Source organism: Streptomyces sp. TAA040 (genome assembly GCF_000424845.1).
Map to the genome: position 1 here is coordinate 12,939 of NZ_AUKR01000005.1, position 13,991 is coordinate 26,929.

Genomic DNA, 13,991 nt, shown 5'->3' on the forward strand with positions numbered 1-13,991 from the left:
GCAGCCCGGACCCCGGCACGGAAGCCACGCTGCCGGGATCGGCCGCCGCGCCGCGTCGCGGGCCGCGCCGCGGACGGTTGTCGCCGGTCGGTGGCAGGCTGGGAGCATGCAGCCACCGGAGTCCGCGCATCCTCCCGAGCCCCTGCCGGAGGCCGGGCCGGAGAAGCCCGCCCGGTCACTGGTGCACTGCCGGCTGTGCGGCCGACCGCTGCGCGGGCGGGCCGCGAAGCGCTGGGGTCTGGGCGCCGGTTGCCGCCGCAAGCTCCTGCTCCGCGCCGCCCCTCGGCCGCCGGCCGCCGAGGTGGACCAGGAGCCGCTGCCCGGCCTCTGAGCGTGCCCCCGCGCCGCGGGAGTGCGCCCGGCCGCCGGGGATCGATCCCGGCACACCGTGGGGGGGACTACTGCGGGGCTGCTGCGCGAAGTTGCCCTCCGCTCCGGGCCGCTCGACATAGGCTCGGCTCATGAACCCGGAAAAAGCCAACGCGTTCAACCGCGAAGTGACCATCCGGTTCCGTGCTCAGAAGGGCTCCGGGCCGCTGGGCGAGGAGCTGCCGTTCAACGCGGACGGGCTGCTGCTGCTCACCCATGTGGGCGCTCGAACGGGGACCCGGCGGACGAACCCGCTGGGTTTCCTGGTGCTCGACGACGGGCGGCTGTTCGTGGTGGCGTCGTTCCTCGGCGCGGCCCGCAACCCCGACTGGTACCACAACGTGCGGGCGCATCCCGAGGTGGCGGTGGAGCTCGGTGACGACTCCTTCGCCGCGAACGCCGTGGTGGTCGAGGGCGAGGAGTACCACCGGCTGTTCGAGGAGGCGGCGGGGCAGTGGCCGTTCCTGGACGACCACCAGGCGAAGACCGAGCGGCGAATCCCGCTGGTGGAGCTGGTCCGGCAGGACTGACGCTCCGTCCGCGCAGGCGGCGCGGAGAGCACACAGCGGCAGGGAGAGCGCGGGCGGCCCGGGAGCACGGCGGCGGGGAGAGTGCGGGCAGCGGCGGGAGCCGGTGGCGGGGACGCCGCCGGTTCCGGGGAGCCGGTCTCGCTGCGGGACTCCCTCGTCACCCGGTCGGGGGTAGCACGGCGGACCTCACCGCGGCGCTGGCAACCACCCGCGGGCGAGGGGCGGCCCGGCCGTCCGCCTCGGCGACCCGTTCGGTGAGCCGCCGCACCCGGTCCCCGGCCAGAGCGCGTCCAGCGGCAGGGGCCGGTCGCGCAGCTCGTTTGCGGGGACCCCGAACACCGCCGGGCCGACACCGGGGGCGAACCGGAGGCCCGTCCACCGGCCGCCGGACGCGTCCGCGGCGCCGAGCTGGGCCACCGTGTCGGGACCGGCCACCAGGAGGCCGTCGTGCCAGATGAGGTCCATGCAGCCGTCCGGCAGGACCCGTACCGGGGAGGGCGGGGCGGACGGAGCCATGGGCGGCGCCACCCTGGACCACGCCACGGTGCCGGCGCCGAGCCGGGAGGCCCACTCCTCGTACATGGCCCCGGCGTGCCGCACCCCCGGGCGCCCCGCAGCCCCACGCCGCAGCGGCCCGGTGGCGGGGCCCGGTGGCGGGGCCCCGGGGTCCGGCACCCGGACTCCGGTGTCGACCCCGCCGCGGTGGCGGGGCGCGCTGCTCCGGGGCGGGCGGGGCGCGGGTCCGCGGTGGGCGCTCTCCCCCGCACGCACAGGGCGGGGTATCGTCCGACTCCTCCGGGAATGCGGGCGATGCGTGACAGCAGTTGCACAACCCGTGCTCGTATCCGGTCGGTTGATCGTAGGATCTGTGTGCTCCCGACCAACCCGAGGGAGCGCGGCCTGGTCCGGGCGAGTCACGAAAGGGGACGTGTCCTCAGTGCTGTTGGTGGGTCTGGTGAGTGTGCCACGCGTCGTGCCGGGGTCCCCGTGCTGACCCGGCCGGGGCGCGCGGCGTGGACCTGGTGGGTCGTCGCCGCGCTGCTCGCGGGGCTGGGCGCGGCCCTGGTGGGCTGGACGGCCGGCGCCGAATGGCGGCGGGCTCTGGCGGGCGGGTGCGCCACCGTCGCGGTGCTGCTGGGCACCTGGGCCGTTCTGCTGCGCAGGCAGTTGGCGGCCGAACGCCGCGAACGGGCCCGGCAGAGCCGGGTGGCCGACGCGCGGGGCGCCGAACTGGCTCACCTGGCCGCGGTCCGGCTGCCGGCGATCGCCGAGCGGGTGGAGTCCGGGCGCCGGATGGACGGGGTGCCGGGACCGCTCGGCGCAGAGGCGGACACCGGCGCCGAGTTCCACCGGGCTCTCGCTGCGGTGGTGCAGGCGCTCGGCTCGGACGAGGCGGTGCGCCGGGAGCGTGCGCTGCGCGACTCGGTACAGGCCGCGTTCGAATCGGTCGCACGCACCATGCACGCCATGGCGACGGTGCAGCAGCAGGTGCTGGACCAGGTGGAGCGCTCCCTGGAGGACCCCCGCCTGATGTCCGAGGTGATGCGGGCGGACCACGCGGCCGCGCAGATGACCCGCAAAGCGCAGACGCTGCTGGTGATGTGCGGCATCTGGCCGGCGCGGCGCGAGTCGCAGCCGGTCTCGCTCTACGACTGCGTGCGCGGGGCGCAGTCCCGGATCGTCGAGTTCGGCCGCGTCGAGGTGCACGGTGGGCAGACGCTCTACGTGGTGCCGCCGGCCGTCGAGGGCCTGATGCACGCGATCGCCGAACTGCTGGAGAACGCGACGGTGTTCTCGCCGTCCCGGACCAATGTGGTAGTCACCGTGCGCGAGGTGGGCGCCGGCGCGGTGGTGGAGATCGACGACGCCGGGCTGGGGATGCCGCCGGACGTGCTCCGCCAGGCGACCGCCCAGCTCCGCGACGACCTGGACCTGGCGAATCTCGGCGCGGTGCCGCGACTGGGCCTCGCCTGCGTCGGCCGCTGGACCCGGGAGCTGGGCTTCAACGTCGAGCTGACCGGGGCCTCCGCGTACGGCGGCACCCGGGCGGTGGCCTTCGTCCCGCACCGGCTGCTGACGGAGCCGCTGTCGCACCTCCCGGCCCCGCAGGCCCACCGTGCCGAACCCGCCGTGCGGCAGCGCCGCGCCGAGGCCGCGCCCGCGCCGCCGTTCGTCCCCACGCCGCCGCCTCCGCGCGTGGAGCAGCCGGCCGAGCACACCGGGGCCCGGCACAGCGGCCCCGAGCTCTCCGGGGGGTGGCCGCACACCCGCCCGGTCGCGGACGCCCCGGTCGCGGACGCCGCTGCCCGGCCGGACCCGGCCCGGCCCGGCGCCGAGCCCCCGGCCCCGGCCGACGGCCCCGGCGGACTGCCGCGCCGGCGCTCCCGACGCCGGCCCCCGGGGACGGCCGCCGCACCCGACCCCTCCCCGAACCCGCGGGCGTCGACGCCGCCGCCCGCTCCGTCCTGGACGCCGGAGGCCGCACGGGCCTCGATCGCCAGCGTGGTCTCCGGGTCGCGCCGCGGCCGGGCGGCACTCCAGGAGAACGAAGTGCCCGACGAACACGATGGAGGCCGGCAGTGACCGGGACCATAGCCAGACTTCCCGACCTCGGCTGGATGCTGCGGCCGCTCACCGAGATACCGGGCGTCCGGCATGCGGTGGTCGTCTCCGAGGACGGGCTGCGGCTCGGCCACGCGTCCGCCGAGAACCTCGGCGGGGCGGTGGCCGAACTTTCCGTCGCAAAGGCTGAGTCGCTCTCCGCCGCCTGCGCGGCGATGACCATGACCAGCCGCTCCACCGCCTCCCTGCTGTTCGGGGACGGCGCCGGGGTGCGGCAGCTGATGCTGGAGTCCGACCACGGTTTCGTGCTGTTCACCGCGGCCGGGGTCGGCGCCCACCTGGGCGTCGCCACCGACCTGGACGCCGACGTGGGCCTGGTCGCGCAGCAGATGCAGCTGCTGGTGGCGAAGATCGGCGCGCACCTGACCAGCGAGCCGAGGGACTCGGTGAGTCCCACGCCATGACGGACCGCTGGGAGGAACGCACGACCTCCGCGGTACGCCCGTACGTGATCACCGGCGGACGGGCGGATACCCACGGTGAAGCACTGCCCTGGGAGACGCTGGTGCGGGCCGCGGAGGTCCCGGTACCGGCGGCGCTGCAGCCGGAGCACCGGATGATCCTGACGCACTGCCAGGGGCTGCTGTCCGTCGCCGAGGTGGCCGCGCACCTCGGCCAACCGCCCAACGTCGTCCAGGTGCTGCTGTCCGACCTCGTGGCCTGGGGCCTGCTGATCTCCAGACCGCCTGTTCCCACGGCTGAACGCGCCGATGTGACGATGCTCAGAAAGGTCCTCCATGGCCTCGAAAGCCGCCTGTGACGCCTCGGGCGCCGTGTCGGCGTCCACGTCCACGTCCGCGTCCGCGTCCGGCAAGTACGTCGCTTCCGAGGTCGCGGGAGCCGCAAAGATTCTGGTCGTCGGCCCCCTGGGGGTCGGGAAGACGACCCTGATCGGCACCGTCTCGGAGATCGAGCCGCTGTCCACCGAGGCGGTGATGACCCGGGCGGGCGCGCGGGTGGACACCGCGGTGGAGCGGGCCAAGACGACGACCACGGTGGCGCTCGACTTCGGTCGGATGACGCTCGACGGCGAACTGGTGCTCTACCTCTTCGGCACCCCCGGCCAGCAGCGGTTCCTGCCCGCCTGGAAGGAGTTGGCACGCGGCGCGCTGGGCGCCCTCGCCCTGGTGGACACCCGCGACCTGACCGCGTCCTTCGACTCCCTGGGCCATCTGGAGGACCTGGAGCTGCCGTTCGCCGTCGCGGTGAACGTCTTCCCCGGCAGCCCCCAGCACTCCGAGGACGAGCTGCGGGCGGCCCTGGACCTGCTGCCCGAGACGCCGCTTGTGGTCTGCGACGCCCGGGACCACGGCTCCTCGGTCAGGGCGCTGATCGCCCTCGTCCACCACCTCATCCACCTCGCCTCGGAGCCGTCATGACCACCCCGCCCGCCACTCCCCCGCACCGGGCCGCCGGGTTCGGCGGACGCGGCCCTGCCGCGACCCCGCTGTACGGGCCGCAGCTGGACGGTGACGGCCTCCCGCGGCTGTACGAGCGGCTGCGGGCCGAACACGGGCCGGTCGCACCGATCACCCTCGCACCGGGGGTGGACGCCTGGCTGGTGCTGGGCCACCGCGAACTGCTGCGGCTGACCCGGGAGGAACAGGACTTCTCACACGACCCGCGGCGCTGGAGCCTGCTGCGCGAGGGGAGGGTCCCCGCCGACTCGCCGATCATGCCGATGGTGGGCTGGCGGCCGGCCCTGCTGTTCGCGGACGGCCAGCAGCACCGCCGGATGCGTGCCGCCGTGGCGGACGCGCTGGGCCGGATCAACGGCCACGAGCTGCGCCGCAGCGTGCGGGGGCAGGCGGAGCAGCTCATCACCTCCTTCGCCGAACGGCAGGAGGCGGACCTGGTGCCGCACTACGCCCGCAAACTGCCGATGCAGGTGATCACCGGCCTGCTCGGGCTGGACGAGCGCACGGGACAGCAACTGGTGCAGGCCATCTCGGGCACCGTCGTCGCCAACGCGGACTCGGCGAACGCCAGCAGGCGGATGGGCGCCATCCTGACCTCGCTCATCGCGGAGAAGCGCAGCCGGCCGGGGAACGACGTCACCTCGGCCCTGCTCCACCACGAGGCGGCCCTCACCGACGAGGAGGTGCTGCACAACCTGGTGGTGATGTTCGTCGCCGGGAACCAGACGACCATGAACTGGATCGCCACCACGCTGCGCATCCTGCTCTGCGACCCCGCCTTCCGCTCCTCGCTGACCGGCGGCCACCTCAGCGTGGACGACGCGCTGGACCTGGTGCTGTGGCGCTTCCCTCCGACCCAGAACTTCCCGGCCCGCTACGCCACCCGCGACCTCCGCTTCGGCGGCCAGGAGATCCGCGCCGGGGACATGCTCGTCCTGGGGCTCGCGGGTGCCAACGCGGACCCGAGCATCCTGCCCGACGACGGTGCGCCGGTCGTCGGCAACCGCTCCCACCTGGCGTTCGGGGCCGGCCCGCACACCTGCCCCGCCCAGGACCCGGCCAGGCTGATCACCCGGACCGCGGTGGACACCATCCGGCACCGGCTGCCCGACATGGAACTGACCGTGCCGGAGGAGCAGCTGGCGTGGATCAAGTCCCCCTGGAGCAAGGGGCTCGCCGCGCTCCCGGTCCGCTTCACGGACCCCCGGACCCCCTCCCCACCGCACTCAGGAGAGAACCCTTGAACACCTCACCCGCCCCCGGGGCACGGCACCGGATGGACTCCTCCGGCGGTTGCCCGCACGCAGCCAACGCGCGCCTCCTCGCGGAGGGGGCGGTCGCCCCGGTGACGCTGCCCGGCGACGTCCCCGGCATGGCCGTGCTGGGGCACGAGGCGCTCAGGGAGTTCCTCGCCCACCCGGACGTGGCGAAGAACGCGGAGCACTTCACCGCACTGCGCGAGGGGCACATCCCGGAGGGCTGGCCGCTGCGCACCTTCGCCACCGTGCAGGGCATGACCACCGCGGACGGCGCGGACCACCGCAGGCTGCGGTCGCTCGTCAGCAAGGCGTTCACCACCCGGCGGGTGGAGGCGCTGCGCCCCCGCGTCGAGGAGGTGACGGCCGAGCTGGTGGCCGGGCTGGACACCGCGGCCGCCGCACCGGACGCGGACGGCGTCCTCGACCTGCGGCGGCACTTCGCCCTGCCGCTGCCGATGGGGGTCATCTGCGAGCTGCTCGGCGTGGACGAGGAGCACCAGGGCCGGCTGCACCACCTGTCCAACCAGGTGGTCAGCACCGACATCGGCCCCGAGGAGGCGGTGGCCGCCAACCGGGAGCTGGTGGCGCTGCTGACCGCGGTGGCCGGTTCGCGGGCGCAGGACCCGGGCGAGGACCTGACCAGCGCGCTCATCGCCGCCCGCGAGGAGGACGGCGACCGGCTCAGCCAGCAGGAGCTGATCGGCACCCTGCTGCTGATGATCGTGGCCGGTCACGAGACGACCCTGAACCTGATCACCAACGCCGTCCGGGCGCTGTGCGGGCACCGGGAGCAGCTCGCGCTGGTCCTGGAGGGCGGCGCGAGCTGGGAGGACGTCGTCGAGGAGACGTTGCGCTGGGACAGCCCGGTGAGCTTCTTCCCGTTCCGGTACCCGACCCGCGACCTCACGCTGGACGGCACCGTGATCCCCCGCGGCACCCCGGTGCTGGCGGGCTACTCGGCAGCCGGCCGGGACCCGGACGCGCACGGCCCGGACGCCGGCCGGTTCGACGTCACCCGGGACGCCGCCCGGCACCTGTCCCTCGGCCACGGCCCACACTTCTGCCTGGGCTCCCAACTGGCCCGGATGGAGGCCGGCATCGCACTGGAGCGGCTGTTCACCCGGTACCCGAAGCTGGACCTCGCGGTGCCCGAGGCCGAGCTGGTCCGGCACGCGAGCTTCGTGGGCAACAGCGTGCACCGGCTTCCGGTGCGACTCACAGCGGGCGACGGCGCGCACTGAGCCGAGCGTTCCGGCGGGGAAACAACGGCGATGCCGCCGGGTAACAGCCGCGTCGCACGCTGAGCGGCATGACCCCCGACGCACACGTGGTGGTGGTCGGCGCCGGTATCGCCGCCGCCCGGCTCGCCCAGCAACTCGGTGACCACCCGGACGCCCCGGCCCGGATCACCGTCCTCGGTGAGGAGCCGCACGCCCCGTACAACCGGGTGCTGCTCGCGGAGGTGCTGGCGGGCCGGTACCCGCCGGAGGTGATCGCGCTGCCGGCCGCCGGGCCGGGCGTCCGGCACCGGCGCGGCGTCCGGGTGGTCCGGGTGGACCGCGCGGAGCGCCGGGTGCTGTGCGACGACGGCAGCGCGGTGGCGTACGACACGCTGGTGCTGGCCACCGGGTCCAACCCGGTGCTGCCGCCGCTGCGCGGGCTGTTCGACGACGGGCCGCGCGGTCCGGCCGGTGCCGGCCGGGAACTGCCGGACGGCTTCCACCCCTTCCGCACTCTGGACGACTGCCGGGCCCTGGAGGGGCCCGCCCGCCGGGGCGGCCGGGCGGTCGTGATCGGCGGCGGGCTGCTCGGCGTGTCCGCCGCCCGCGCGCTGGCGGCCCGCGGCGTCCGCACGGTCCTGGCCCACCAGGGCGAGCACCTGATGGAACGCCAACTCGACCGGGCGGCGGCGGAGCTGCTGCGCGCGCACCTGGAGGACCTCGGTGTCGAGGTGCACGCCGACTGCCGCGTGAAGGGCGTCACCACCGGCCCCGGGGCCCGGGCCGGCCGCCGCAGCGTGCGAGCGGTGCAGCTCGCCGACGGATACGCGCTCGGCACCGACCTGGTCGTCGCCGCCTGCGGGGTGCGCCCCCGGGCCGGGCTGGCGCGGGCCGCCGGGCTGGAGTGCGCGGGCGGCATCGTGGTCGACGACGCCCTGCGCACCAGCGACCCCCGTATCCACGCCGTCGGCGACTGCGCGGAGCACGCCGGCGTCGTGCACGGGCTCGCGGGCGCGGCCCGGGAGCAGGCGGAGGTCCTGGCCGGGGTGCTCGCCGAACCGGCCGCGGGCCACCGCTACCGCGGCACCCGTGCCCTGACCCGGCTCACCCTGGCCGGTCCGGGTCCCTTCGACCTGGCGGCTTTCGGGCGCACCGCGCCACAGCCGCAGGACGAGGTCGTGCACCTCACCGACGCCACCCGGGGCGCCTACCGCAAGGTCGTGGTGCGCGACGACCGGCTGGTCGGCGGCATCCTCCTCGGCGATCTCGGCGCCGTCGGCGCGCTCGCCCGCGCCTGGGAGGGCGACGAGGCACTTCCCGCCGCTCCGCTGCTCCACCTGCTCACCGACAACGGAGGCTTCTGACAATGTCCACGAAACCCACCGGTACTCCGGTGATCGCAGTCGTCGGTCACGGCATGGTCGGCCAGCGCTTCCTGGAGTCTCTCGCCGCCCACGGGGTGCCCCGGCACGCCGAGGTGGTGGTGCTCGCCGAGGAATCGCGTCCCGCCTACGACCGGGTGCGGCTGACCTCGTACTTCTCCGGCACCTCGGTGGACGAGCTGTCCCTGGTCGCCGAGGGCTTCCTGGCAGGGAACGGCATCGAGCTGCGGCTGGACGACCCGGTCGAGCGCGTCGACCGCGCCGCGCGGACCGCCACCACCCGGTCGGGACACGAGGTGCGCTACGACGCCCTGGTGCTGGCGACCGGTTCGGCACCGTTCGTGCCGCCGATGCCGGGCGCGGACAGTACCGGCTGCTTCGTCTACCGCACGGTGGACGACCTGCTCGCCATCGAGCGCTATGCGCGGCGGGCACGCCGCGGCATCGTCGTCGGGGGCGGGCTGCTGGGCCTGGAGGCGGCCGGCGCGCTCCAGGGTCTCGGTGTGGAGACGCACATCGTCGAGTTCAACGAGCGGCTGATGGCCCTCCAGGTGGACCGGGGCGGCGGGGCCGCGCTGCGGCGCACCATCGAGGACCTCGGCCTCCGGGTCCGCACCGGGGTGGGCGGCCGCGAGATCACCGCCGGCGAGGACGGCCGCGTCGTCTCGATGACCCTCTCCGACGACGCGGTCCTGGACACCGACCTGGTGGTGTTCTCCGCCGGTGTCCGACCGCGGGACGCCCTCGCCCGGGAGTGCGGGCTGCCGGTGGGCGAACGCGGCGGCGTCGTCGTCGACAAGCGGTGCCGGACGGAGGACCCGGCGGTGTACGCGATCGGCGAGTGCGCGCGCGCTGCGGACGGCACCGTCTACGGCCTGGTCGCGCCCGGGTACGAGATGGCCGAGGTGGTGGCGGCGGACCTGGCCGAGGCGCTGCTGCCCGCGGTCGACCGCCCGGTTCCGGCCGGTGCGGGCGGGTTCACCGGGGCCGACACCTCGACGAAGCTCAAGCTGCTCGGGGTGGACGTGGCGTCCTTCGGTGACGCCCACGGCACCGCGGCCGACTCGTTGGACGTGGTGTACGCCGACTCCCGCGCGGGGATCTACAAGAAGCTGGTGATGGCGCGCGACGGGCGGCTGCTGGGCGGCGTACTGGTCGGGGACGCCGAGACGTACGGGGTGCTGCGGCCGCTGACCGGAAGCGTCCCCCCGGTGCCGGCGGAGTCCCTGGTGCTGCCGGCCGGGGCCGGGGCGCCCGCGGCGCTGGGCCCGTCGGCGCTGCCGGACGAGGCGGTGATCTGCACCTGCCACCACGTCACCAAGGGCGCGATCAGGGAGGCGGTGGACGGGCGGGGCTGCGCCTCGGTGGCCGAGGTGAGGAAGTGCACGGGGGCGGGCACCGGCTGCGGCAGCTGCGTCAAGGTGCTGGGCAAGCTGGTGGACGAGTCGCTGGAGGCCCGCGGGGTCGTCGTGGACAAGGGGCTGTGCGGCTGCTTCCCGCTGACCCGCCAGGAGCTCTACGAGGTGGTGCTGTCACTGCGGATCACCTCCTTCCGGGAGCTGCTGGACCGGCACGGCAGGCCGGAGGCGGCCGGGGGCGAGGGCTGCGAGGTGTGCAAGCCGACGGTGGCCTCGGTGCTCGCCTCCCTGGCCCCCGCGATCGGCGCGGAGGGGTACGTGCTCGCCGGGGAGCAGGCGGCGCTCCAGGACACCAACGACCACTTCCTGGCGAATCTCCAGCGCAACGGCTCGTACTCGGTCGTGCCCCGGGTCCCGGGCGGTGAGATCACACCGGAGGGACTGATCGTGATCGGCGAGGTCGCCCGTGAGTTCGGGCTCTACACGAAGATCACCGGTGGTCAGCGCATCGACCTGTTCGGGGCCCGGGTGGACCAGTTGCCTGCGATCTGGGGAAGGCTGGTGGACGCGGGCTTCGAGTCCGGGCACGCCTACGGCAAGGCGCTGCGGACGGTGAAGTCCTGCGTGGGGCAGACCTGGTGCCGGTACGGGGTGCAGGACTCGGTGCGGATGGCGATCGGTCTGGAGCTGCGCTACCGGGGCCTGCGGGCGCCGCACAAGCTGAAGTCGGCGGTCTCCGGCTGCCAGCGGGAGTGCGCGGAGGCGCAGAGCAAGGACTTCGGAGTCATTGCCACCGCCAACGGCTGGAACCTCTACGTCGGCGGCAACGGGGGCGCCACTCCGCGGCACGCCGACCTGCTCGCCCAGGACCTCTCGGACGCCGGGCTGGTCCGGCTGATAGACCGCTTCCTGATGTTCTACATCCGCACCGCGGAACGGCTGGAACGCACCTCGGTGTGGCTGGAGCGCATCGAGGGCGGCCTCGGCCACGTCCGGGAGGTGGTGGTGGACGACGCCTTGGGCATCTGCGCCGAGCTGGAGGCGCTGATGGCCTCGCACGTCTCAGACTACCGGGACGAATGGGCTGAAACCCTCGCCGACCCGGAGAAGCTCCGCCGCTTCGTCTCCTTCGTCAACGCTCCCGGCACACCCGACCCCTCGGTGCGGTTCGTCGGCGAGCGCGAGCAGGTCAAACCCGATCTGACCCTGCTGGCGGGGCCGGAGATCCCCGTCCGCCGCCTCGAAGGGAGCGCCACCCGATGAGCCCGACCCGCCCTTCCCCCGTCACGGCCGCCGAACCCGCCGACTCTCCCCCGTGCCCGCTCCCGAGCGGCGGACCGCACCCGAACACCGGGGCGTCCACCGACGCCGGGGCGCACCCGGCCGACGGCGGGACGGCCGCCCGGATCGAGGTGCGGGCCGGGGACTCCTGGCATCCGGTCTGCGCTCCCGGCGACCTGGTGCCGGGCCGCGGAGTCGCGGCACTGCTCCCGGACGGGCGGCAGATCGCCGTCTTCACCGACCGCAGCGGCGGCGTCCACGCGGTGGACAACCGGGATCCGTTCACCGGTGCGTACGTGCTCTCGCGCGGACTACTCGGGTCCGCGGCGGGCCGGCCGTTCGTGGCCTCCCCGCTGCTCAAGCAGCGCTTCGACCTGGCGACGGGCCGCTGCCTGGACGACGACTCGGTCATCGTCCGCACCCATCCGGCCCGCCTGACCGGCACCGGCGAGCCGCCGCCCTGAGCACCGGCGAATCGCGTCCCGCCGCCCGTCGGGATGGCGGGACGCGACCGATTCATCCAGCAACGTCGCGTCACAAAAGCCCCTCAAAGTCACCTCGCACCCAAAACGGACAAGCGGTGTGGCAGTCAAGAGGTGGGTGATTTCGGAACCTGACACCCTCTCAGCTTCCACGGGTCGGGAATGCACCGATATAAGGAAGCACGAGACGGTTCGGGTGACCGGACTCACAGGACCGCGCCCCCGTACAATTGCACCTCGTCGGCCACTTCTCGCCTCAGCGTCAATTCCCCTGCTCAGTGCGGTTTTTATGTGCACATGCAAGCCCGCACGTCCGTGACGTCGGAAATGATCGATCTCACAGCGCGCCGAAAATGCTCCCATGCGACCCCCGGAGCGGCTGAGCAAAACCTGGTTTCGCTTGTCCCGGCCAAATCGTTGTGATTACCGTTCATCCCGCCACCGCATCCCGTGCGGAGGTCCCACGCCGGTCACGCCGAATCCTGCCGCCGGTAGAGGGAAACGACTGCATCAGGCCGGCAGGAGCGGGGGAACCAAGGTAAGTGCCGGACCGCGGAGCACGCGGGTCGGCTAGGGGTGAAGCCATGCGCCACCGGATCACGGTGGGGGATGGCCGGGCAGCTCCAGCCCGAATCCGACAGCTCACCTCGCAGGCGCAGGAGAGGACTCAACCCATGTCTCGTGGTCGCCACCGTCGTCCGCGCAAACCCCTGATGTCCCGTCAGGTCTCCAAGGTCTCGCTCGCCCTCACCGCGGGCGGTGCCGGTATCGCTGCTCCGCTGATCACCGCGGGTTCCGCGAACGCGGCCCCGGTCTCCGTGTGGGACAAGGTCGCCGAGTGCGAGAGCACCGGCAACTGGTCGATCAACACCGGAAACGGCTTCTACGGCGGTCTCCAGTTCCAGCAGTCGAGCTGGGCGGCTGCCGGCGGCACGCAGTACGCACCGCGCGCCGACCTCGCCACGAAGGACCAGCAGATAGCCGCCGCCGAGAAGCTCCTGGAGATGCAGGGCCCGGGCGCCTGGCCGGTCTGCGGCCCGCGTGCCGGCCTGAGCCAGGACAGCGGCACGCCGGACATCGCCCCGGACGGCGCGCAGAACAACGCCTCCGAGTCCGGCGCGAAGACCGAGCAGCAGTCGGAGCAGGCCGCGCAGCCGAAGAAGTCCGAGCCGCAGGCCGCCGAGCAGAAGAAGGCCGCGGCCGCGAAGTCGGAGGGCTCGCACGACTACACCGTCGCCAGCGGCGACACCCTCCACAACATCGCGGTCGCGGAGCACGTGCGGGGCGGCTGGCAGACCGTCTACGAGCAGAACCGCGAGACAGTCGGCAGCGACCCGGACCTGATCTTCCCCGGCCAGCGGCTCAGCCTGGACGGCAGCGGCGGTACGTCGGACGCCCCCGCCGAGAAGTCGAGTGCTCCCGCCGAGCAGCCGAAGCAGCAGTCGGCCGAGAAGCAGGAGCCGAAGCAGGAGAAGCCCGAGCCGAAGCCGGAACCCGTGGAGGAGCAGAGCCAGGAGCCCGCTGCTCCGGCCGAGGCCGCCACCACCGGCGGGTTCACCGCGCCGGTGGACGGTGCGCCCAGCACCGCCTACCGCGCATCGGGCGGAAGCTGGTCGAGCGGTTACCACACCGGAGTGGACTTCTCCGTCGGCACCGGCACCTCGGTCCGTTCGGTCGGCACCGGCACTGTGGTCTCCGCGGGCTGGGGCGGCGCCTACGGCAACGAGGTCGTCGTCAAGCACGCGGACGGGCGCTACAGCCAGTACGCCCACCTCTCCTCGCTCTCCGTCTCCGCCGGCCAGAGCGTCGGCGCCGGCGACCAGCTCGGCCTGTCGGGCTCGACCGGCAACAGCACCGGCCCGCACCTGCACTTCGAGGTCCGCACGGGCCCGTCGTACGGCTCGGACATCGACCCGCTGGCCTACCTGCGCGACAACGGCGTCTCCCTCTGAGCGACGCTCCCCCAAGGGGACGAGAGACCGGCCGTGCCCCTCACGAGGGGCACGGCCGGTTCTTCCGTCCGCCGGTGCGCCTCCGCCCGGCGGAGTCGGGAGGGGCGGCGGGGCCTCC

The 13,991-nt window shown here is 74.1% G+C and carries 13 protein-coding genes and 1 riboswitch; of the genes, 12 read left to right on the forward strand and 1 reads right to left on the reverse strand.

The features are described 5' to 3' along the window. Positions 1-106 precede the first annotated feature (106 nt). Together H300_RS0104005 and H300_RS0104010 are read left to right on the forward strand one after the other, a co-directional pair. Complete coding sequence (locus H300_RS0104005) at positions 107-331, forward strand: DUF6011 domain-containing protein (protein WP_051269441.1); 225 nt, start codon at positions 107-109, stop codon at positions 329-331. A 130-nt stretch (positions 332-461) separates the two neighbouring features. Continuing rightward, positions 462-899 (forward strand): nitroreductase/quinone reductase family protein, encoded by a 438-nt coding sequence (locus H300_RS0104010; RefSeq protein WP_028426405.1) that lies wholly within the window; start codon positions 462-464, stop codon positions 897-899. Between the two features lie 186 nt (positions 900-1,085). Here H300_RS0104010 and H300_RS31745 read toward each other — a convergent pair whose 3' ends face one another. Continuing rightward, positions 1,086-1,481 carry a DUF6597 domain-containing transcriptional factor gene (locus tag H300_RS31745; protein WP_051269443.1) on the reverse strand — a complete coding sequence of 132 codons (396 nt, stop codon included), beginning with the start codon at positions 1,479-1,481 and terminating at the stop codon, positions 1,086-1,088. A 405-nt stretch (positions 1,482-1,886) separates the two neighbouring features. On the opposite strand from H300_RS31745, the gene H300_RS24840 reads away from it, so the two are divergent. The 10 genes from H300_RS24840 to H300_RS0104065 all read left to right on the forward strand — a co-directional run bounded on the left by H300_RS24840 (position 1,887) and on the right by H300_RS0104065 (position 13,873). Then, on the forward strand, positions 1,887-3,482 hold the full coding sequence (locus tag H300_RS24840; RefSeq protein WP_486583545.1) for an ATP-binding protein: 1,596 nt from the start codon (positions 1,887-1,889) through the stop codon (positions 3,480-3,482). Further along, the gene (locus H300_RS0104025; protein ID WP_028426406.1) at positions 3,479-3,925 is read left to right on the forward strand and encodes a roadblock/LC7 domain-containing protein; all 447 of its coding nucleotides are present in this window, start codon (positions 3,479-3,481) and stop codon (positions 3,923-3,925) included. Before H300_RS24840 ends, H300_RS0104025 begins: the two co-directional genes overlap by 4 nt. Continuing rightward, the gene (locus tag H300_RS0104030; RefSeq protein ID WP_028426407.1) at positions 3,922-4,281 is read left to right on the forward strand and encodes a DUF742 domain-containing protein; all 360 of its coding nucleotides are present in this window, start codon (positions 3,922-3,924) and stop codon (positions 4,279-4,281) included. Before H300_RS0104025 ends, H300_RS0104030 begins: the two co-directional genes overlap by 4 nt. Then, positions 4,259-4,900: an ATP/GTP-binding protein gene (locus tag H300_RS0104035; RefSeq protein WP_078515704.1), complete on the forward strand. Its 642-nt coding sequence runs from the start codon at positions 4,259-4,261 to the stop codon at positions 4,898-4,900. The genes H300_RS0104030 and H300_RS0104035 overlap by 23 nt, the downstream gene beginning before the upstream one ends. Further along, positions 4,897-6,183: a cytochrome P450 gene (locus tag H300_RS24845; RefSeq protein ID WP_051269445.1), complete on the forward strand. Its 1,287-nt coding sequence runs from the start codon at positions 4,897-4,899 to the stop codon at positions 6,181-6,183. The genes H300_RS0104035 and H300_RS24845 overlap by 4 nt, the downstream gene beginning before the upstream one ends. A gap of 32 nt (positions 6,184-6,215) precedes the next feature. Then, complete coding sequence (locus H300_RS0104045; RefSeq protein ID WP_199779131.1) at positions 6,216-7,439, forward strand: cytochrome P450; 1,224 nt, start codon at positions 6,216-6,218, stop codon at positions 7,437-7,439. 68 nt (positions 7,440-7,507) lie between these two features. Further along, entirely contained in the window at positions 7,508-8,782 is a 1,275-nt protein-coding gene (locus H300_RS0104050; RefSeq protein ID WP_028426410.1) for an FAD-dependent oxidoreductase, read from the forward strand. A gap of 2 nt (positions 8,783-8,784) precedes the next feature. Then, positions 8,785-11,421 (forward strand): nitrite reductase large subunit NirB, encoded by a 2,637-nt coding sequence (gene nirB, locus H300_RS0104055; protein WP_028426411.1) that lies wholly within the window; start codon positions 8,785-8,787, stop codon positions 11,419-11,421. Between the two features lie 143 nt (positions 11,422-11,564). Further along, positions 11,565-11,903, forward strand: coding sequence for a nitrite reductase small subunit NirD (gene nirD, locus H300_RS0104060; RefSeq protein ID WP_028426412.1), 339 nt, complete (start codon positions 11,565-11,567; stop codon positions 11,901-11,903). A 510-nt stretch (positions 11,904-12,413) separates the two neighbouring features. Continuing rightward, positions 12,414-12,592, forward strand: a riboswitch (cyclic di-AMP (ydaO/yuaA leader). A 3-nt stretch (positions 12,593-12,595) separates the two neighbouring features. Next, positions 12,596-13,873, forward strand: a complete 1,278-nt coding sequence (locus tag H300_RS0104065; protein ID WP_028426413.1) for a transglycosylase family protein — start codon at positions 12,596-12,598, stop codon at positions 13,871-13,873. Positions 13,874-13,991: the final 118 nt, after the last annotated feature.